Here is a 20,709-nt window from a genome sequence, read left to right as displayed (position 1 = left end):
CCTCCTAAAATAAATTATGCATTAGCCTTTTTATCTTTTAATTTTTCCAATTTACATTTTTGATATCCAAATAGTGCTGCTCCAAGAGCACCATTTAGTTGACATAAAGGTGAAGTGTGGATCTTGTGTCCAGTATTTTCTTCAAGAGCTCTTATCATGCCCTTGTTTAAGGCAACTCCACCTGTAAATACAATATCATCATTTAATCCCACTCTTTTTGCAAGAGAGCCAACTCTTGCAGCAATGGAGTCATGAATGCCCTTTACTATATCTTCTATTTTTGCTCCACTTGCAAGCTGTGAAATAACTTCTGATTCAGCAAAAACTGTACAAGTAGAAGAAATATTTACATCTTTTGTAGATTTCGCATCTAATTCTTCAAGTTCAGAGATGTCAACTTCAAGTACTCTAGCAATAACATCTAAGAATCTTCCAGTACCAGCAGCACATTTGTCATTCATTACGAAATTTTCAAGCATGCCATTATCTCCTATTTTAAGAGCCTTTGCATCCTGTCCACCAATATCAATTATTGTGCTAACATTTGGAAATAAGAAATAAGCACCTTTGGCGTGACAGGAAAGTTCAGACATTTGAAAATCTGCTCCAGGGAGTGCATTTCTCCCATATCCTGTTGCCATTACATAGGAAATATCTTCTCTTTTCATGTTTGCCTTTTCAAGTGTTTTAGTAATTGTCCTAGAAGGACCACTCGTCCCTGCACCAACATCAATAACAGAAGTAGAAATAATTTCCTTGCCATCTTTTAAAATAATACTTTTTGAGGCAGTTGAACCAATATCAACCCCCATTGTATAAATAGCTTCTGCCATACAATCTCCTCTTTATTTTAATATTAATATCTTACTGTATTTAATTCTACTATAATTATGTACCTTTGTCAAAAGACATAACCCTTAAAACAAGAATATACAAGGCTTCAAGAGATTTTAGGCTTTACTATTTATATATATTTGTTGTTATTTTTTACTTATGGTAACCTCAGAGTACATATACAAAAATATTGGATAATCCTTGTAAGATTATCCAATAAATTGTCATATATTTAATATTATTTAATATTATTTAATCTGTCGTAATCTCTAATTATTCTTGGTGTAAGCATTTGATGAACTGGACAAATTGACTTTGGATCTTGATATGCACTTTCTGTAAAAGCAATAATATAGTTTCTCCATAAGTTCATGTTTATTATTTCATCTACAAGTCCATACTTAGCACAAGAGAATGGTTTTGATTTTTCTGCATAATCTTGAATCAAATCGTTCATCTTGTCAATAGTAGGTTGAAGATCTTTGCCAGCCTTTTTATCTTTTGCAAGTCTTCTAGAGTACATTGCAGTAGCTGCTGTTTCTCCGTTCATTACGTTGATTTCAGTTGCTGCAGTTCCAAGTGAGAATGCGTTAGTGTCATTACCTTGAGGTCCACCAAGTACATAGTGAGCTGCTGCAGTACCTTTTCTCATTGTAATTTCCATTTGTGGAAGATCAGAGTTTTGGATTGAATAAATAAGTGATTGACCAAGTCCTAGTAATTCTGCCTTTTCAGCATCGTCACCAACGTCGATACCAGTAGTATCTTGTAACCATACTATAGGAAGTCTATCTCTAGCACAAAGTGTTACGAATTCATTCATCTTTATAAGACCTTGTCTATAAAGTTTACCACCAATTGAGATGTGTTTTGGATCATTGTAGTATTCTGGATAGCCCATTAATAGACCTTGAACGTTAGCTACAACACCAACTAAAAGTCCGTTAACTTTAGCAAGACCAGTTACCATTTCTCTACCATAACCCTTTTTGTATTCCATAAATTCTGAACCGTCAAAAAGTCTTGCAATTACGTCATAAACATCGTAAGCTTTTTTACCATTAAGTGGAATTAAAGAATACATGTCGTTAGGATCATATAGTGGATTCTTTGGATCGTCTACTCTAAAGAATTCTCTATCAAATTTTGGAAGCATAGAAAGATATTTTCTAATACCTTCAAGTACGCCTTCTTCTTCAACATAACATTCTCTCATGAAACCAGTTTGAGCAAAGTGAACTCCAACTGATCCTGGAGGAGTAGTTTTCTTAGCGTTAGCAGTTTGATCTGCTATTTGATTTGCTCCTTCTTCATCTATATATCCCTTAGGATTCATACCGCCAAGGATTCCAGCTCCACCAACAGCCATGTTTGCATCTTTATGTGCAATTATAATTGTAGGTGAAATTGAGTGGTATCCACCACCAGCTGGGTTAGTACCATAGATTCCAACAATTACAGGAACTCCACATTGGTTAAGTCTTGAGTTTCTGTAGAATGGAGTACCGCCACCACGTCTGTTTGGATATACTTTTTCTTGTTCATCAAGTTTTACACCTGAACAGTTTAGTATATAAACTAGTGGAATTCTAAGTCTTTCAGCTGTATCTGATGCTCTTAGAAGGTCATCAGCTTGTCCTGCAATCCATGCACCTGCAAGTTTCTTGTTATCTGATGCAACGATGTAAACCCATCTGTCGTCAACTTTTGCAAGTCCCTTAACAACACCAGTTGTTCCGTGATCATTGTCACCAGGGTTATAAATTGTATTTAGTGGGCACCAAGTACCTTCGTCGATAAGTTCAGCAATTCTTTGAAGAGCTGTCATTTCTCCACGTTCATTTACTTTTTCATCTGGTTTGCCGGCAGCAAGAGCTTTCTCAGCAAATTCTCTTATTTCTTCTTCAACTTCTCTTAATTCATTAAAGTTATTTTCGTCAACTGCTTTTAATGGATTTCCAATTGTCTTCATATTTTGAAAATATGAAGCAAGTGAGTATTGGCCCATAAATCCTCCTCTTATTCTTCAACAGGTCTTTTAATGAAAGCTTCGCCTGGATCTATTTCTTCTCTTATTAATTTGATTACATCTTCATCTGGTTCTTCAAGTTCAACTGCACGAGATACATCAATGTCAAATCCTGTGTTTTCTATTACATCTTCTGGAGATGAAGAAGGATAATATCCTGCAAGATACATTCTCTTAGTTTCTTCATCAAACTTTAATATACCCTTGTCAGTTACAACCATTTGTGGTCCAACATTTTCAGGAATACCAACTCTAGTTCTTCCACCAGGACCATCAATCCAACCTGGAGAAGTTACATAGTCAATTTTGTCCATAAATCTTCTCTTTTCATGTTGCATCATAATAATTGTATTTACATAAGTTGCAATACCATTAGCTCCACCTGATCCCGTAAATCTAGTTTTAGGATGGTGATAATCACCAATTACAGTTGAGTTAACATTTCCATAAGGGTCAATTTGAGCTCCACCGATAAATGCAATCATTCTCTTCTTGTCATGTTTCCATTCATTTGCTTGGAATCCAACATAAGTTGCGTTTGTCCAGTGAACTCCACAGTGTGCCATAAATCTGTTGTCACCAACTGATCTTGGAACTTCTATTGGATCACAATCCATAAGTCCTGATTCAACGATTAGGTAACAATTAGGAGCATAAACTGCTTTTGCAAGAGAAGCACCAATTAGTGGTAATCCTGTTCCTACAATTGCTATTTGACCATCTTTAATTTGTCTAGCAATTGTAACTGCTTGCATTTCTTTATTTGTATAATTATCATATCTAGCCATTATTTATCTTCTCCCTTCTTTAGTGCATCTGTTGAATAACCAAATCCTGGAACATTCTTAAGACCAATTAATCTTGTTGCACCAAGTTTGTTAAGATATTCTTCATGATCTTTAACTCCGTATACCCATTCGTCTAAGAATGCATTAAAGTTTTCTTCTGTTTTAGATTCTACATTATACATTTTGTAGAAGTCTGCATCATAATCATAATAATCATAACATTGTGAAGGGTGAGCTCCAAATGGTGCATGAACTACTGCGTCAACACAAAAACCAGGAATTTTATTGTCAGCTGCATCGTAGTTTTTAATGTATTCATCACTTACAAGTTCTTCGCAAGTAACGATAACTTTTTTAGCTGCTATGGCAATGTCAACATCGTGGAATGTGTTTCCAAGAATTCTTGTAGTTCCATCTGGAGAAGCCATTTGTACGTGAATAATTGCAGTATCAATTTCAGGAACTGGTGCTGCAACAAGTTTTTCTCCTTCTTTGAATGGGTTTTCTACATATATAAATTTATCATTTGGAAGTTTATCAATTTTTTGTCTATCTTCTTTAGATATTCCCCATTCGTCCACTAAACTTGAACCCATCATTAGTCTAACAGGTAAATATGGAAGTCCTAGTGCAGCTGCATGAATTCTTTGCATTTCAACATCTTGAGAGTAGTCTTCCATAAGAAGTTCTCCCTTTTCAACTGCTGCTCTAAATCTTCTTGAAACATTTGTATATCCTGAATTAGCAGTATAACAGTTAATATATGCTTTTACTCTGCCAGCTCCTATTAATGTATCCCAGTCGCCTCCTGCAGGGCCTGCTTCAACGATAAAATCTTTTTGTCCTTGACGCAAAATTTCATTTACTGCTGCGTAAGGCTTTCTGTTAGTTGTAAATCCACCTAGTGAAATCACATCGCCATCTTCTACATATTTTGCTATGGCGTCTTTAAGTTCCATTACTTTACTCAAGTTAAAACCTCCTTTATAAACATATAACTTGAATTACATAAATATTCAGCCCACAATGGAGCTGAATATATTAATGACCAAATAGTATTAAGAATACACCTGCTGCTACGGCTGATCCAATAACTCCCGCAACATTAGGGCCCATTGCGTGCATTAGTAAGAAGTTAGTAGAGTTATATTTTCTACCTTCAACTTGTGATACACGTGCTGCCATTGGTACTGCTGAAACACCAGCTGAACCAATAAGTGGATTTATCTTTCCACCTGTTGCTGCGTATAAAATTTTTCCAAAAAGTACACCTGCTGCTGTTGCGAAACAAAATGCAATTAAACCAAGAGCAATAATCTTAAGTGTTGATAATTGTAGAAAAGTTGTTCCATCAGCTGTGGCTCCTACTGTTGTTCCTAGCATAATTGTTACAATATTCATTAACGCATTTTGTGCAGTGTCTGACAATCTATTAACTACTCCTGATTCTTTAAATAAATTTCCAAGCATTAGCATACCAAGAAGTGGTGCTACATCTGGAAGAAGTAGTGATGTAAAAGTTACTACAACAATTGGGAAAATAACTTTTTCTAATTTAGATACTTTTCTCAAAGAACTCATAACTGTAGTTCTTTCTTTTTCAGTAGTAAGCGCCTTCATAATTGGCGGTTGAATCATTGGAATAAGTGCCATATATGAATAAGCTGCTACTGCTATTGGTGCTAGTAAATGTGGTGCAAGTTGTGATGTTGTAAATATAGCTGTTGGCCCATCCGCCCCACCAATAATACCAATTGATGCAGCTTCTGATCCTGTGAAGCCCAATTTTATCGCAACTAAAAATGCAACATATATACCAAATTGAGCTGCTGATCCAAGTATCAATGAAATTGGATTTGCAATAAGTGGTCCAAAGTCAGTCATTGTACCAACGCCCATAAAAATTAAACATGGAAATAAGTTTGACTTAACCCCATTATACATAATGGCAAGAACACCTGAACTTTGCCAAGGATCTGCCACGTCCATTAAGCCTGTTAATGGTAGATTTCTAAGAAGCATACCAAATGCAATAGGAAGAAGTAATAGTGGTTCGTATTCTTTCTTTATTGCTAAATAAATTAGAATAAAGGATACGATAAACATTACGACATTTTGCCATTGCAAGGCTGCAAACCCTGATTCGGCGAGTATCCCCTGTAATGTTTCTTTTAACATGTTTCGACCTCCTAATTATTCTACACTTGCAAGTAATGCGTCAGTATCTACTGTTTCTCCCGCTTTTACATTAAGTGTAACTTTACCTGCACATGGAGCTACGATTTCGTTTTCCATCTTCATAGCTTCAAGAATAAGAATTACATCCCCTGATGCTACTGTATCTCCACTATTGACATTAACTTTTAAAACAGTTCCTGGCATTGGTGCAACTACATCTCCACTTCCACCTGATGCGGCTGGTGCTGCTGCTGGAGCTACAGGTGCTGGTGCTGGTTCTGCAGGAGCCGCTGGTGCTGGTGCAGGTGCTGCTGCTTGAGGAACTGGCGCTGCTGGTGCTGCAGGTGCTGCTGTTAATGATGCTGGTGTAAGTGATTGATATCCTCCACCAACTTTTTCAACTTCTACTTCAAAAACTTTTCCATCTACTTTAACTTGATATTTCATTAATTTCTCCTTTGTATAAATAATAGAATAATTTCAAATTTTAATTTTACTTCTTTTCAGTTATAGAAACAATTCTAAAACTTTCAACTCTTGATTTTTCTTGCATGCTGATTGCTCCAACTATCGCCGCTAAAAGTGCGGGATCCATAGAATTATCAACTGGAGCAGCTTTTTTTGCTACTGGTGCAGGTGCCTTTTTATCGTTAGACTTTCCTGATGCGGATTTCCCTTCAATAGCATTAACTATTTTACTAATTAAAATTATTGCAATTAGTAAAGCTATCAAAGCTAAGAAAACTACACAAAAACCAGTCAAGGCTACCCCTAAGGCTTCTCCCATGGTAAGATTTACATCTCCTAGCATTATCACACCTCCCAATGTGGTTTCATATTGCGGAATCCATTCCAACTTTTAAGAACATTATAACAAAGACCTAAAATTAATTCAATTAAAATCTATATGTATGATTAATTAATCTAAATCTTTTGCAAATTAATTATACATGAAAATTACAGTAAAATAAAGGAAAGCCTTTTTGTTTTATTTGTATAAAAATACAAATAGTGAAAATTCTTAACTAAAAATTACATTTGTTAAAAGAAGATAGTATTATTATTAATTTTTCAAAAAAAATATATTTTTGAGGCAAAATCTTTGACTAAATGAAAGTAAAATTTTTTCATATTCTTAAAATTAATTTTTTCTAAATTTATATTTTTGGAATATGTTTTTCGACTCGATTTGCGCTTTTATCCTTATATATAATGAATGAGTTCACTTGTAATAATAATTTAGATTTTAAAATTTTTCCAATTTTATTTTAGTAACTTTTAGAAAAGACTCTCCAAATTATATATAAGCTCTTTACTATACAAACAGCAAAAGATTATATATAATCTGGAGAGTTCTAAATTTTATATAATTTTTTAAATAGCTAAAAGACCGAGATGCTCAACTAATATTTTTGTCCCAAGAAAAATTAAAATTAATCCACCAACTATTTCTGCTTTATCCTTTAAGGCAACGCCAAAAACTCTACCTACTCTTACTCCAATAAATGAAATTAAAAAAGTTGTAATTCCTATTATAAAAACTGCTGTTCCAATATTTATATTTAAAAAAGCAAATGAAATTCCAACAGCAAGGGCATCAATTGATGTTGCAATAGAAAGCATTAATAAGTTTTTTATATCTAATTTATCATCTTCTATTTCACAAGTTTTGTCTTTTGATTCTCTTATCATATTAGATCCTATTATAAATAAGAGAACAAAAGCTATCCAATGATCTATTGCTTGCAACTTTTCTGCAAATAGAGAACCCAAAAGATAACCAATATAAGGCATTAATCCTTGAAATATTCCAAAAAATAGCGCTATTATAAAAGATTTTTCCAAAAAATTTTTTTTAATTGAAAGACCTTTGCAAATAGCAGCTGCAAAGGCATCCATGGACAATCCAACTCCAATTAAAATTACTGATACCAAATCCACATCTTCACTTCCAAAAAAATAGATGCTCAAGGCATCTATTCTAAAATTTAAATTATTTTAATAATTCATCTAATCTATTTTTATCAAAGCCAACAATTTGTTCGTCATCTACACAGATTACTGGAACTCCTGTGTAACCCATTGCCATAAGTTCGTTTCTAGCTTCTTTGTCTGTTTGCACATTTTTTTCTTCAAAGTCTACTTCTTTTTCCTTTAAATAATCCTTTGCCATTGTGCAATATGGGCAAGTGTTGCTTGTATAAACTGTTACTTTACTCATTCTTATTCCTCCTTATATTAACTTATTATACTCTAATATTTGAATTTAAATCAAATAATTTAATATTTTTATTATATTTTATGTTCTGCATGTTCCAATCCATCTTTAAATATGGAAAGAACATGTTCATCGTCAAGAGAATAATATGCACGTCTTCCCCTTCTCTTGACCTTTATTAAGCTTTGGCTTCTAAGTAATGCAAGTTGATGCGATATTGAAGATTGACTCATATCAAGCAAAACTGAAATGTCGGAAACGCAAAGTGGTCCCTTCATCAACGCATAGATTATTTTTATCCTAGTTGGATCTGATAATGCTTTAAATATTTGTGAAATCAAATCTATTAACTTTTCTTTTTCGTTAAAACTTAATATGTCTTCTTCAACATCCTTCGAAACTTCGTCTATATATTTTTCCTTCATTTTTTATTTACCCCACGCTTTTAAAATTTACACTCAAGACAATAAATTCCCTGAGATCAAGCGTTTCTGCCCTTCTTCTCTCATCTACGCCGCTTAGTTCAAGTGCTTTTTTTATTTCGTCTTTTGTGTAATTTAATTTTGAATTGGAAAGAGAATTTAAAATTGTCTTTCTCCTTGTTGTAAAAGCTGCACGAACTACTTTAAATAAAAAATCCGTATCAACTTCTTCTCTATATTTCATTTTTAAACTTAAAACTGCCGAATCTACATTGGGCTTTGGCATAAATACAGATCTTGGAACTTGAAATCTATATTTGCAATCTGTGTAATAATTTATAAAAACAGATAAAGATCCATAATCTTTACCACCAGGCCCTGCTGAAAGTCTTTTTGCAACTTCTTTTTGAACCATAACTGTTATTGAAATTAAGTTTGTATTAGATAAAACTAGCTTTTCAATAATAGGTGTAGTGACATAATAAGGGAGGTTAGCTACAACTTTAAAGCTTTCATCCCCAAATTCTTTTTCAGTAAGTACTTTTAAATCTATATCTAGAAAATCCCCATAAATAACTTTTACGTTTTCTAGTGCTAAAGTTTCTTTATGCAGTTCCCTTAATTTTTCATCAATTTCAATTGCCACAACTTTTTTGGCACGAAGAGCAAGTTCTTCTGTTAGAGTCCCCACTCCTGGCCCAATCTCTATGACATTGTCCTCTTCATCTATTTCGGCAGCATCTGCAATTTTCCTAACTATGTTCCCATCTATTAAAAAATTTTGTCCCAATGACTTTGTAAATCTAAATCCATATTTAGATAAAACTTCTGAAAGCTTTTTTGGTTTATATAATCTATCTATTAGAATTCACTTCCTTCATGGCTTTTTCAAATTCCTCCCTAGTAATCCCAAAGGAGTTTAATTTGTGAAGAGTTTTTTTACCATTTCCATATCCTATTTTTAAAATATCTGAAAGTTTTTCTCTCCTATATTTTGATTCAGGAGAATTAATTAAATTATTTTCTATTAAATCTTTCATTGTGTATTCTTGGTTCATATTAGTACTTGTAGCTCTTGCCGATTCCAATGCTTTTAAAATTTCTTCTGGGCTTGCATTCTCTACACCAATATCTCCATTTTTTGTCGACACACTTTGGGAGAGATAAGCGTGTTTTGCACTTGGGATTTCTTTTGCAATTCTCTTTCTTATTTGTGAACCCATATAGTCAGAATCTGTGAAAATTATTATTCCTCTTTTTTCATTAATCTCCTTTAACAAATTAATTAATTTGTTCCCAAAACCAAATCCATGAGTCGTGATGACCTCTGCATCAACAGCTTTTTTTATTTGAATTTCATCATCACGACCCTCTGCTACAATAACCTCTTTAATTACTTTTTTCATATCCCAAAGAACCTCTTAGTATTCGCCGCCGTAATTTTTTCTAACTCAGAACTTTCTATCTGTCTTAGGTCTGCTATATAGTTGCAAGTGAATTTCACATATTTAGGTTCATTTCTCTTGCCCCTATATGGAACTGGCGTCATATAAGGACAGTCAGTTTCTAAAAGAAGTCTTTCAAGGTCCACCTTTTTTGCCACTTCTTTTGGAGTTTTTGAATTTTTAAAAGTAACAGCCCCTCCAAGGGCAATATAATCGCCCATCTTTAAATACTTCTCCATCATCTCCACAGATTGGGAAAAGCAATGGATAAGTGCTACGAATTCATATTTTTCATGAGCTTCTTTTAAAATCTCGAAAGTTTCTTCTGAAGCATCACGAGAGTGAATCACAATATTTTTTTTGAGTTTCGCTGCAAGAGCAATTTGTTTTTTAAAAACTTCTCTTTGAATATCTCTGGGAGAATTATCGTAGTAATAATCTAGACCAATCTCTCCTATTGCCACAACTTTTTTATTTTTTGAAAGTTCAATAAGTTTTTTTTCCACATCGTCATTATAGCTTTCCGCTTCATGAGGATGCACTCCAATAGAAGCATAAATATTTTCATACTTATTGGCAAGTTTTACAGAATTTTCTGAAGAACTAAGATCTGAAGAATTATTTACTACAATTTCTATTCCATTTTCATTTAAATTTTTTATAAGTTCATCTCTATCTTCATCAAAAGCTTCGTCATCGAGATGTACATGAGAATCTATCATATTATCTCCTAACTAATTTTTGCACCTGAATTAATATCAGATAAAGTTGATGCAAGGGATATATCTCCTTTATCATCTATGGCAGCAAGGAGCATTCCATTGGATTCAACTCCTCTTAAATTAATTGGTTTTAAATTTACAATAATTAAAACTCTTCTTCCAATTAATTCATCTTTATTGTAATACTCTTTTATTCCAGATACAATTTGTCTATTTATATCGCCAACTTTTAATTTTAAAACATAAAGTTTATCTGCATTTGGATGATCCTCTACGTCAATTATTTCTGCAACTCTAATATCAAGTTTTGCAAAATCTTCAATGTCTACTTCTTTTTTTATGTCTTCTTCTGTATCTTTTTTGGCATTTATATTTGTTCTAGATTTTATAAGAGCAGTATTTTCTTCATTAAACTTTTCAATTTCCTTTTCTATGTCAAGTCTTGGGAAAATAACTTCGCCTTTGTTTACCTTAGTTCCATCTTCTATAAGACCAAAAACTCTTGCATCATCTAAGTTTATTTCTGAATTTATGCCAAGTTGTTCTCTTATTTTAAGTGAAGTATCTTTGATAAAAGGATGGATTAAAACAGATACAATTCTAAGACTTTCGCTCAAATTATATAAAACCGTATTAAGTCTATCCTTTTTATCTTCTTCTTTAGCAAGCTTCCAAGGTTCAGTTTCATCAACATATTTATTTGTCCTTCTTATCAATCTCCAAATTGATTCAAGAGCTACAGAAAATTCGTAATGTTCCATAGCAGATTCAACTTCATCTATTAAAGAAACTGCAAGATTTTCTAAATCATCATCTACTTCTTCTCTGACACCTTTATCTTCAATTATTCCATCATTGTATTTTCCAATCATGGAAACTGTTCTTGAAAGTAAATTCCCAAGGTCATTTGCAAGGTCAGAATTTAATCTCTGCATGAATTTTTCTATATTAAAAGAACCATCTGAACCAAAAGAAAATTCACGAAGTAGAAAATATTTTAAAGCATCTACTCCATAAAGTTTTATAATTGGCTCTGGATAAACTACATTTCCCTTTGATTTACTCATCTTGTCATTATCAAATAAAATCCAACCATGTCCAAAAATTTTATCAGGAAGAGGAAGATCTAGTGCCATCAGAATTGCAGGCCAAATAATTACATGAAATCTAATAATTTCTTTTCCTACGAAGTGAACATTTGCTGGCCAAAATTCATTAAAATGTTCTTCGTCCTTTCCATATCCAATTGCAGTTAAGTAACAGGATAATGCATCTATCCAAACATATATAACATGTTTTTCATCAAAGGGAACTTTTACTCCCCAATCAAAACTTGATCTAGAAACAGAAAGGTCACTTAATCCATCTTTATCTTCAAAAAAGCTTTTTATCATTTCATTTTTTCTAAAGGCAGGTTCAATAAACTCTGGATGATCTTCGTAATATTTTAAAAGTCTATCTTTGTACTTTGATAATCTAAAGAAATAAGATTCTTCGTGAGTAATTTCTGTTTTTCTTCCACAATCAGGACAAGTGTGTCCCTCTCCTAGTTGTGCTTCTGTCCAAAAAGATTCACAAGGAGTACAATAATAACCCTCATACTCTCCTTTATAAATGTCACCTTTATCGTATAGTTTTTGAAAAATATCTGCAACATTTTTTTCGTGATCCTCATCAGTTGATCTGATAAAAGCATCATAGTCTATGTCCATAATTTTCCAAAGTTTTTTTATATTCTTAACTATGCCATCAACATATTCTTTTGGCTCCATACCAAATTCTTTTGCTTTTTCTTCTATTTTTTGACCGTGTTCATCAGTTCCTGTTGTGAAAAACACATCATATCCTTGCATTTTTTTAAATCTTTTTACGCAATCTACTGCAACAGTGCAGTAAGTATGACCAATATGAAGATTATCACTTGGATAATATATTGGCGTCGTAATATAAAACTTCTTATTCATAAAACCTCCATAAAAAACCTAATCCATTTGGATAAGGCCTTGGCAGAATCTGTCAATATTCTGATAAGTTTCTACTATTATTTATTAAAATAATTATAACTGAATTACTCTATAAAATCAATTTCATGAAATGTCTGTAACGCCTTTTGCAATAATCAATTGATTTTTGACATATCCATTATACATTTAATTATCTAAATAAAATATCATAGTATTGTATTAATTGTTTTTTATAGCTGTTTTCTTATTCTCTTTTAACATTTTATTAAAAAAAGTGCAGGCAGAAATTTTTCTACTTGCACTTTTTATTTATATTTTTAAATTTTTGTCAAAAATCTTTTATTTATTTTTCTACCCAAACATCAACTTCAGAATTTGAATTTGCTCTTTCTCTATTGTGCGCATTTGATGCGTCAAGGATATTGTAATAAGCCCAAAAATCTTCTTTTACATCGCTAAATTTTGTCAAAGATGAAACATTAATATCTTTAAGTGAATCCTTATTTGTATTTCTGTCAAATACAGAGTTCAAAATTGTAACAGCTTCTGCTCTTGTGATTTTTTCATTTGGTTTAAATGTTCCGTCTGGGTAACCACTAACATTTTTGTTTCCATTTAATTTGTCAATTGCATCCTTTGCCCAGTGATCTTTTACGTCATTAAAATCAGATTTATTTGTCTTTTCTGTTTTAATATATCCAGAAATCATTTGTGCAAACTCTGCTCTTGTAATGCTTTCATTTGGCTTAAATGTTCCATTAGGATAGCCACTTATAAGTTTCTTTTCAACAACATAATTTACTGCAGCGGAATACCATTCATCATTTGCATCAGAGAATTTTGTCTTGTCCCCAAATCCAAATCCGCTTCCACCATTTATAAGTGTAGCAAACATTTGAGCCGCTTCTGCTCTAGTTACATTATTTTGTGGTTTAAATGTTTCATCTGGGTAGCCTTCGATATATGAAATTACTCTTTCATCTTGAATAGCTTTTTTTGTAACTTTGTAGTCAAGTTTTTCTACATCGTCATCATCTGTCTTTGCTTCAACTTTTATAGTTTCTCCTGCAATTAATTCTCTATCTAAGAATACTGTAAATACTCCAGAGTTATTTACTTCAATGCTACCTAATTTTCTATTACTTGCATCATAAACAGTAATTGTATCTTTTGCATTTGCTTTACCTTTTACAAGTTTTTGTCCTTCTTTAGCTTCAGTAATAGTCAATTTATCATTTTCTGCTGTCTTTTTATCTTTGTAGAATTTTAAATCGTCAAAATCACTTTTTGAAATATCATCTCTCAATTTAACTGAAAAATATGAATTTTTATCAGTTCTAAAAGTTCCATAAAGTTCTCCATCATAATAAACTTTTATATTTTCATAAGGATGGTTTCGAATAAATCCTGTCAAAGTTTTTCCCATTATACTAAGGCCATTTGCTTCAACTTCAGATCCTTTAATATAATCGTCTTCTTCTCCAGCAATTTTTACTCTTTTAGATTTATCTCCATCTTTTTCTGCATAAACATAAACAATCTCATCTTTTGAAATATCATATTTTATTGAAAAACGTCCATTTCTATCTGCTTCACCAATATGTCTGTCATCTTTTCTACTTCTTTCGATATAAATATCTGCATAAGGTTCTGTCTTACCTGTGATTTCTCTTCCATTGTATTTTACATTTGAGATGTCAACATCATCGTAACGACCACTTTTCTTTTCTACATCAAAAGTGAGTTTTATTTCTTTTTTAGAACCATCTTTAAATTTTACTGTAACATATTCTGTTTGTTTTCCAGTTTCATTGTATTTAAATGATGTTTCTCCTTCAACTACTCTAGCTCCACTAGGAAGGTCTATTATATCTTCAATGTCATATCTCTTACCTTTTTCAAGAGTTTTTCTTGTATCTCTTACTCTACTTCTATTTCTATCGGCTTCAGTAGTTTTTTCGTCATCATCGTCTTTATCATTTTTTGAATTATAGTACTTTTCATTTTGTGCCTCTTTTAATAAATCTCCACTTGATGCAAAAATAGAAGCTGGCATTGACGTCACAAGCACACCTGCAAGTGCAAGTGCTAAATATTTCTTACTATATGGTTTCATTTAAATTCCCCCTAATAAAATTAATTATTAATTTATACTATGATTGAGTTTAAAGCCCTTTTGTGATAATAAAGTGATAACTAGAATAACTTTTTTCTTTTTAACATTTTTTTAATATTTTGTAACAATATAGAAACAAAAAGAACTCACTAAAATAAATTTAGCAAGTTCCAAAATAAAATTATTTTACTTTTATAGATAAATCATCCGCATACACATCTACTAAAATAGTATCTCCATCCATAACATCACCCTTAATTATTAATTTTGAAATTTTTGTTTCAAGAGCGTGCTCAATATATCTCTTAACTGGCCTTGCTCCATATTGAGGGCTAAAGGATGCATTTAAAATAAATTCAAGAGCAGAATCTGTGACTTCAATTTTTATATCTCTGTCCTCTAATTTATTTTCAACTTCTCTTATACTTTGTTTTATAATGTCGTAAATTTCTTCTCTTTGAAGTGGTTTGAATAAAACTATTTCATCAACTCTATTTAAAAATTCTGGTCTAAAAGACGCCCTAAGATCTCCCATTACAGATTCTCTTGCATCTTCTGTTATTTGACCATCTTCTCCGATTCCATCAATTAAGAAGTGTGATCCAATATTTGAAGTCATAATTATAACTGTATTTTTAAAATCAACAGTCCTTCCTTGATTATCAGTAAGTCTTCCATCATCTAGCACTTGAAGTAAAATATTAAAAACATCTGGATGAGCCTTTTCGATTTCGTCAAACAAAATTACAGAATAAGGCTTCCTTCTAACTGCTTCTGTAAGTTGTCCTCCTTCATCGTAACCAACATATCCCGGAGGAGATCCCACAAGTCTTGACACAGAATGCTTTTCCATATACTCTGACATATCAATCCTTATTAAATTCCTTTCATCATCGAAAAGCGTTTCTGTAAGTGCCTTTGCTGTTTCAGTTTTACCAACTCCTGTTGGCCCCAAGAATATAAAAGATCCAATTGGTTTATTTCTATCTTTTAGTCCAGCTCTTGCTCTTAAAACTGCATCAGATACAACTTCAATTGCATTATCTTGCCCTATTACTCTCTTGTGCAAAATATCTTCAAGATTTAAAAGTTTTTCTCTTTCAGTTTTATTTAATTTTTCAACTGGTATTCCCGTCCACCTGCTGACAACATAAGCAATTTCATCTTCTGTAACTTGTTCCTTTACCATTGATGTAGATTCATCTTTTGTTTCCGATTCTTTTTTAGCAAGTTCTTCCTTTAATTTTGGAAGAGTTCCGTATTTTAATTCAGAAAGTTTTTCAAGATCATAATTTCTTTCGGCCTCTTCAATTGAGTGATTTGTTTCTTCAATTTGTTTTTTTATATCTTTTGTGGAATCAAGGGCCTTTTTTTCAGATTCCCATTTAGATTTCAATCTGTCAAAAAGATCTTTTTCTTCAGAAAGCTCAACTTGCAATTTTTTTAGTCTTTCTACACTCGCTTCATCAGTTTCTTTTTTTAGTGCTTGATTTTCTATTTCAAGTTGCAAAATTTTTCTTCTAACTTCGTCAATTTCTGTTGGCATTGAGTCAATTTCTGTCCTAAGCATTGCGCAGGATTCGTCCATCAAATCAATGGCTTTATCTGGCAAAAATCTATCAGTAATATACCTATCAGAAAGAGTTGCAGCAGCAATAACAGCTGAGTCTGCAATTCTTATCCCATGATAAATTTCGTATTTATCTTTAAGACCACGAAGAATTGCAATTGTATCTTCCACTGTCGGCTCTTTAACCAAAACCTTTTGAAATCTTCTTTCGAGAGCAGGATCTTTTTCAATATATTTTCTATATTCATCAAGAGTTGTTGCGCCAATTGCGTGAAGTTCTCCACGAGCAAGCATTGGCTTTAACAAATTTGATGCGTCCATTGCCCCATCAGTCTTTCCTGCACCAACAATGTTGTGAATTTCATCTATAAATAAAATAATATTTCCTTCAGATTTTTTCACTTCATTTAAAACAGCCTTTAATCTTTCTTCAAATTCTCCACGATATTTTGCGCCTGCAATAAGTGCCCCCATATCAAGTGAAAATACTGTTTTATTTTTTAATCCTTCAGGCACATCCTCAGACACAATTCTTTGTGCAAGTCCACCTGCTATTGCAGTTTTGCCAACTCCAGGAGGCCCAATTAAAACAGGATTGTTTTTAGTTCTTCTAGATAAAATTCTAATTACATTTCTAACTTCTTCGTCACGACCAATAACGGGATCTAACTTTCCATCTCTTGCAAGTTCAGTTAAATCTTGACCATACTTTTTGAGAGCATCATAAGTTCCTTCTGGATTGTCAGTTGTTACATGTTGATTTCCTCTAATTTTTTTTAGAGAATTTAGAAAACTATCTGCATCAATTTTATATTTGTTAAAAATAGATGAGGAACCAGTTCCCTTCATATTTAAAAGTGCAAGATAAATATGTTCAACAGAAAGATATTCATCTCCCATCTTCTTCATAAAATCTTCAGCCTTTGTAAATAATTCTCTATAAGAATTATCTGCATAAACTTCTGAACCTGATTGTTTTGGAAGTCTTTCAATAATTTTTAAGACATCCGCTTTAATCATCTCAGGATTTTTTTCCATATATGTCAAGACCCTTGGTATAAGTCCTTCTTTGTCATCTAAAAGTGCGTAATTAATGTGAATTTCTTTTACCTCAGGATTGCCATATTCCTTAGCGATATTATATGCTCCTTGAACAGCTTCAAGGGACTTTTGAGTAAATTTTTCAAAATTCATTTAAACACCTCATTTACTAATTTTTTCAAGTTCTTTATATAATTTTAATTGCTTTTCTGATAAATCTTTAGGATTTACAATATTAAAAGAAATATAAAGATCTCCCTTATTTCCCTTTAAATCTTTAAATCCCTTTGAAGGAATTCTCATCTTATTTCCTCCAACAAAATTTTCGGGTATTTTTAATTTTAACTTCCCATTTAAAGTTTCAACAGTTTTGCTACTTCCAAAGGCTGCTTCCCATGGATAAATGTCTTCTTTTTTTGTAATATCAAGTCCATCTAAAGACATATCCTTTTCATCGCGAATATTTATTTTAAAAAGAATATCTCCAGGAAGTCCAAATTTTTCTCCCTTTACCTTAACTTTTTTCCCACGAGTTATTCCCTTTGGAACTTTAACAACAATATCATATTCCTTTTGTTTGTAAGTTAAATTTACATTTTTTGTAGTTCCTTCATAGGCTTCTCTAATAGAAATAGAAAGCTCGGACTCAAATTTATTTCTGGTCTTGTTTGCAGTCCTTCCATTTCCTCTTCCAGATAAATCTCCAAAAATATCATTTATATTAAAACCACCGGAGAAATTTCCTCCTGACCTACTAGAACCAAAAATAGTTTCAAAAAAGTCTGAGAAATCTGCTCCACTTCCCCCCGTAGTGTATGTGTAACCATATTGAGAAGGGTCAAAATCATATCCAGAACTAAAATCATAATTAGAACCAAAAGTATCATATTTTTTTCTCTTACTCTTATCAGATAAAACTTCATAAGCTTCAGAAATTTCCTTAAATTTTTCTGCTGCAGCATCATCTCCTTGATGAAGATCTGGGTGATACTTCTTTGCAAGCTTTCTGTAAGCACTTTTTATTTCCTTTTCGTCTGCGTTTTTAGAAACTCCAAGGATTTCATAATAATCTTTATATTTCAACTAATAACCTCCTCACGTGGACTGTCAAAAATTCTAAAATATTTTATTTTTCCATCAAAAATTATTTAATCTCTATAAATAAAATTAACTAATTATATTATATATTTTAATTAGTTTTTTAGTATAAATAATTCAAATATTTAATAAAATTCTAAATTCTAAAAATATCATTTGACTATCTTTGACTATTAAATTATACAATATTTTTAGCACTCTTGCAAGTTATCTGCTAATTATTTTATAATTTTTCACCATAATTATTGCGAGATTTTTTTGAAAACGATATACTATCTTTGTAGAACTAGAAAATAATATTTAAAAAGGAGCTTAATATGAGAAAAACTAACACAAAAAATATTATTATGTCTATTCTCTTCTTATTAATTGCAATATTAACGTTTACAGCTTGCTCTAATAAAGAAGACAAAAATGCACCAACTATTGGCGTTTCTTGGTCAACAGATAAAGTTGATAAAAATTCTAAGGACAAAGTTGATGAAGATACACAAATGTATGCTGATGCTTTAAGAAAAGCTGGAGCTAAAGTTGTATTTCTAAAAGAAATGACATCTCTTGACGAAGCAAAAGAAGAGATAAAAAAAGTTGATGGAGTCGTAGTAACTGGAGGAGATGATTTAAATCCCGCACTTTACAACGAAGAACCAATTCCAACTTTAGAAGATATAAACCCTAGACGTGATAAATCTGATGAATTTCTACTTAAAGCTTTATTGGAAGAAGATAAGCCTACAATAGCAACTTGTAGAGGAATGCAATTTACAAATATCTTATCAGGTGGTACTTTATATCAAGATATAATAGCACAAAGACCTACTGATATTATTCATAGAGATCCTGAAAGAAAAGTTTTTGTGAAACACGATATAGATGTTTTGCCAGATAATATTTTAGCTGATGGTTTTGGAAAAACAGGTACTATCGAAGTAAACTCTTGGCACCATCAAGCAATAAAAGATTTGGGGAATAATTTAAAAGTTGTAGCAACAGCTTCCGATGGAACTATTGAAGCAATAGTTAGAACTGACAAATCCTATTTCTTGGGATTACAATTTCATCCCGAAGAATTAATTATGGACGATAACAATGAAGACGCTCTAAATCTTTATAAATCCTTTATCGCAAAGGCAGAAGAATTATCTCAACAAAAATAATAAAATATTCTAGTTTTACATAGGGAGGACAAAAAGTTCCTCCTTTTTTAATTTTTTTATAATTTTTAAATTTTTCCTTGTATTTATAAATTTATTATGCTAAACTTATAACAGATTATTTAATACACTTTTTAATTAATTTCCTTTTACACGCCGAGTTATCTCGGCAATTTTTTTGTCCTTTATTATCAATACATTATCTTTTATTAAATTGTATTTTTAAATTACTAAGATACTTGGTAAAAATCCTTATAAAAAATTAAATGAGATTTTCTTCAAAAATTATTATAGATGATTTCAAAGCCATTTATTTTTTTAATTTCTATCTTCTCTTCTTCTAACAGATTGTCCAATTTATTATCTATTCCAAAAACAATTTTTACCTCATCTTTTAGAACAAGGTCATAGGACTTTATATAATCAATTATTCTTTCTTTTTCATCTAACTCTTCTTCTCTTTCTACTAGATTTAGATTTTCTAATAAAAATTCTTCAACTCTACTAAAATCCATTATATTTTGCAAAACTCTATTATTTTCTGTAACCAAAAATCCCGGCAACTTTTTTATTCTGTAATCAAAGGATTCCATCCTATTTTCTAGAAAAATTTCGTGGCTATTTTCATAATTAAATATAAATTCTTCAAAATTAATATTAAAATTCTCTAAAATTTCTCTTTGAACATTTAGTTTATAAATATTCTTATTAAAAATAATTGCTTCTTCTAAAATTTTTCTTATATAGTCCCTAGAAATATTCTCATCAATTTCTTTAACAGATAAAAAATACTTATCTAAGGGATAAGAAGATTTATATTCTTCTGTAAAAAGATCTAGATTTTCTTTGAAACCTGGCATTTTTGTAATCGTAGATGTGGCTCTATACATATCGTATAAAATTTTATTTCCAAGTTTTACGGAATTTTTTTCCCTAAAATTTTTGGGAAGAAACTCTTCATAATTTCCAATCAACCCACTCATTACAAATTCATAATTAAAATTATTGTATTTTCTTTCAAATTTTCTAAGAATTGGAAAAAGTCCCCACAAAAAAGGATCTAATACATCTGTAAATATTTTTAACATAATTACCCCTCTTTTATTTTATAAATTCATTATAACATTAAA

The 20,709-nt window shown here is 31.6% G+C and carries 19 protein-coding genes; 1 reads left to right on the top strand and 18 read right to left on the bottom strand.

Translation table 11 applies throughout. The annotated features are described in order from the left end of the window. Positions 1-14 precede the first annotated feature (14 nt). The 17 genes from BQ5450_RS07550 to BQ5450_RS07470 all read right to left on the bottom strand — a co-directional run bounded on the left by BQ5450_RS07550 (position 15) and on the right by BQ5450_RS07470 (position 18,410). Positions 15-833, bottom strand: coding sequence for an acyl-CoA dehydratase activase (locus BQ5450_RS07550; RefSeq protein ID WP_010246076.1), 819 nt, complete (start codon positions 831-833; stop codon positions 15-17). A 239-nt stretch (positions 834-1,072) separates the two neighbouring features. Further along, complete coding sequence (locus BQ5450_RS07545; RefSeq protein WP_010246079.1) at positions 1,073-2,842, bottom strand: acyl-CoA carboxylase subunit beta; 1,770 nt, start codon at positions 2,840-2,842, stop codon at positions 1,073-1,075. A gap of 11 nt (positions 2,843-2,853) precedes the next feature. Next, positions 2,854-3,651, bottom strand: coding sequence for a glutaconate CoA-transferase subunit B (gene gctB / locus BQ5450_RS07540; protein WP_010246082.1), 798 nt, complete (start codon positions 3,649-3,651; stop codon positions 2,854-2,856). Beyond that, positions 3,651-4,622: a glutaconate CoA-transferase subunit A gene (gctA, locus tag BQ5450_RS07535; RefSeq protein ID WP_071126479.1), complete on the bottom strand. Its 972-nt coding sequence runs from the start codon at positions 4,620-4,622 to the stop codon at positions 3,651-3,653. The genes gctB and gctA overlap by 1 nt, the downstream gene beginning before the upstream one ends. 70 nt (positions 4,623-4,692) lie before the next feature. Then, positions 4,693-5,829, bottom strand: a complete 1,137-nt coding sequence (locus tag BQ5450_RS07530; RefSeq protein WP_010246087.1) for a sodium ion-translocating decarboxylase subunit beta — start codon at positions 5,827-5,829, stop codon at positions 4,693-4,695. A 15-nt stretch (positions 5,830-5,844) separates the two neighbouring features. Further along, complete coding sequence (locus tag BQ5450_RS07525; protein WP_071126478.1) at positions 5,845-6,276, bottom strand: biotin/lipoyl-containing protein; 432 nt, start codon at positions 6,274-6,276, stop codon at positions 5,845-5,847. A gap of 46 nt (positions 6,277-6,322) precedes the next feature. Beyond that, positions 6,323-6,640, bottom strand: a complete 318-nt coding sequence (locus tag BQ5450_RS07520) for an OadG family transporter subunit (RefSeq protein WP_010246093.1) — start codon at positions 6,638-6,640, stop codon at positions 6,323-6,325. 563 nt (positions 6,641-7,203) lie between these two features. Continuing rightward, positions 7,204-7,770 carry a manganese efflux pump MntP gene (locus BQ5450_RS07515; protein ID WP_071126477.1) on the bottom strand — a complete coding sequence of 189 codons (567 nt, stop codon included), beginning with the start codon at positions 7,768-7,770 and terminating at the stop codon, positions 7,204-7,206. A gap of 52 nt (positions 7,771-7,822) precedes the next feature. Further along, positions 7,823-8,050, bottom strand: a complete 228-nt coding sequence (locus BQ5450_RS07510) for a glutaredoxin family protein (protein WP_010246102.1) — start codon at positions 8,048-8,050, stop codon at positions 7,823-7,825. 71 nt (positions 8,051-8,121) lie between these two features. Continuing rightward, positions 8,122-8,472: an ArsR/SmtB family transcription factor gene (locus BQ5450_RS07505; RefSeq protein ID WP_071126476.1), complete on the bottom strand. Its 351-nt coding sequence runs from the start codon at positions 8,470-8,472 to the stop codon at positions 8,122-8,124. A gap of 7 nt (positions 8,473-8,479) precedes the next feature. Beyond that, complete coding sequence (rsmA, locus tag BQ5450_RS07500; protein WP_071126475.1) at positions 8,480-9,331, bottom strand: 16S rRNA (adenine(1518)-N(6)/adenine(1519)-N(6))-dimethyltransferase RsmA; 852 nt, start codon at positions 9,329-9,331, stop codon at positions 8,480-8,482. Beyond that, complete coding sequence (gene rnmV, locus BQ5450_RS07495) at positions 9,324-9,875, bottom strand: ribonuclease M5 (protein ID WP_071126474.1); 552 nt, start codon at positions 9,873-9,875, stop codon at positions 9,324-9,326. Before rnmV ends, rsmA begins: the two co-directional genes overlap by 8 nt. Next, positions 9,872-10,636, bottom strand: coding sequence for a TatD family hydrolase (locus tag BQ5450_RS07490; RefSeq protein ID WP_010246115.1), 765 nt, complete (start codon positions 10,634-10,636; stop codon positions 9,872-9,874). The genes rnmV and BQ5450_RS07490 overlap by 4 nt, the downstream gene beginning before the upstream one ends. Before the next feature lie 8 nt (positions 10,637-10,644). After that, positions 10,645-12,600, bottom strand: coding sequence for a methionine--tRNA ligase (metG, locus tag BQ5450_RS07485; RefSeq protein WP_071126473.1), 1,956 nt, complete (start codon positions 12,598-12,600; stop codon positions 10,645-10,647). Positions 12,601-12,943: 343 nt separating this feature from the next. Next, positions 12,944-14,716, bottom strand: coding sequence for an S-layer homology domain-containing protein (locus BQ5450_RS07480; RefSeq protein WP_071126472.1), 1,773 nt, complete (start codon positions 14,714-14,716; stop codon positions 12,944-12,946). A gap of 181 nt (positions 14,717-14,897) precedes the next feature. After that, a complete protein-coding gene (gene clpB, locus BQ5450_RS07475) occupies positions 14,898-17,480 on the bottom strand; it encodes an ATP-dependent chaperone ClpB (RefSeq protein ID WP_071126471.1) in 2,583 nt (860 codons plus the stop codon). A gap of 9 nt (positions 17,481-17,489) precedes the next feature. Beyond that, positions 17,490-18,410, bottom strand: a complete 921-nt coding sequence (locus BQ5450_RS07470) for a DnaJ C-terminal domain-containing protein (RefSeq protein ID WP_010246126.1) — start codon at positions 18,408-18,410, stop codon at positions 17,490-17,492. A 332-nt stretch (positions 18,411-18,742) separates the two neighbouring features. On the opposite strand from BQ5450_RS07470, the gene BQ5450_RS07465 reads away from it, so the two are divergent. Beyond that, positions 18,743-19,582 (top strand): gamma-glutamyl-gamma-aminobutyrate hydrolase family protein, encoded by an 840-nt coding sequence (locus BQ5450_RS07465; RefSeq protein WP_010246129.1) that lies wholly within the window; start codon positions 18,743-18,745, stop codon positions 19,580-19,582. A 275-nt stretch (positions 19,583-19,857) separates the two neighbouring features. Here BQ5450_RS07465 and BQ5450_RS07460 read toward each other — a convergent pair whose 3' ends face one another. Next, positions 19,858-20,667 carry a thioredoxin domain-containing protein gene (locus BQ5450_RS07460; protein WP_083379754.1) on the bottom strand — a complete coding sequence of 270 codons (810 nt, stop codon included), beginning with the start codon at positions 20,665-20,667 and terminating at the stop codon, positions 19,858-19,860. Between the last annotated feature and the right edge of the window lie 42 nt (positions 20,668-20,709).

The sequence above is a fragment of the Peptoniphilus lacydonensis genome (assembly GCF_900106515.1).
Lineage (GTDB): Bacteria > Bacillota > Clostridia > Tissierellales > Peptoniphilaceae > Peptoniphilus_A > Peptoniphilus_A lacydonensis.
This window is presented reverse-complemented; position numbering and strand designations above follow the sequence as displayed.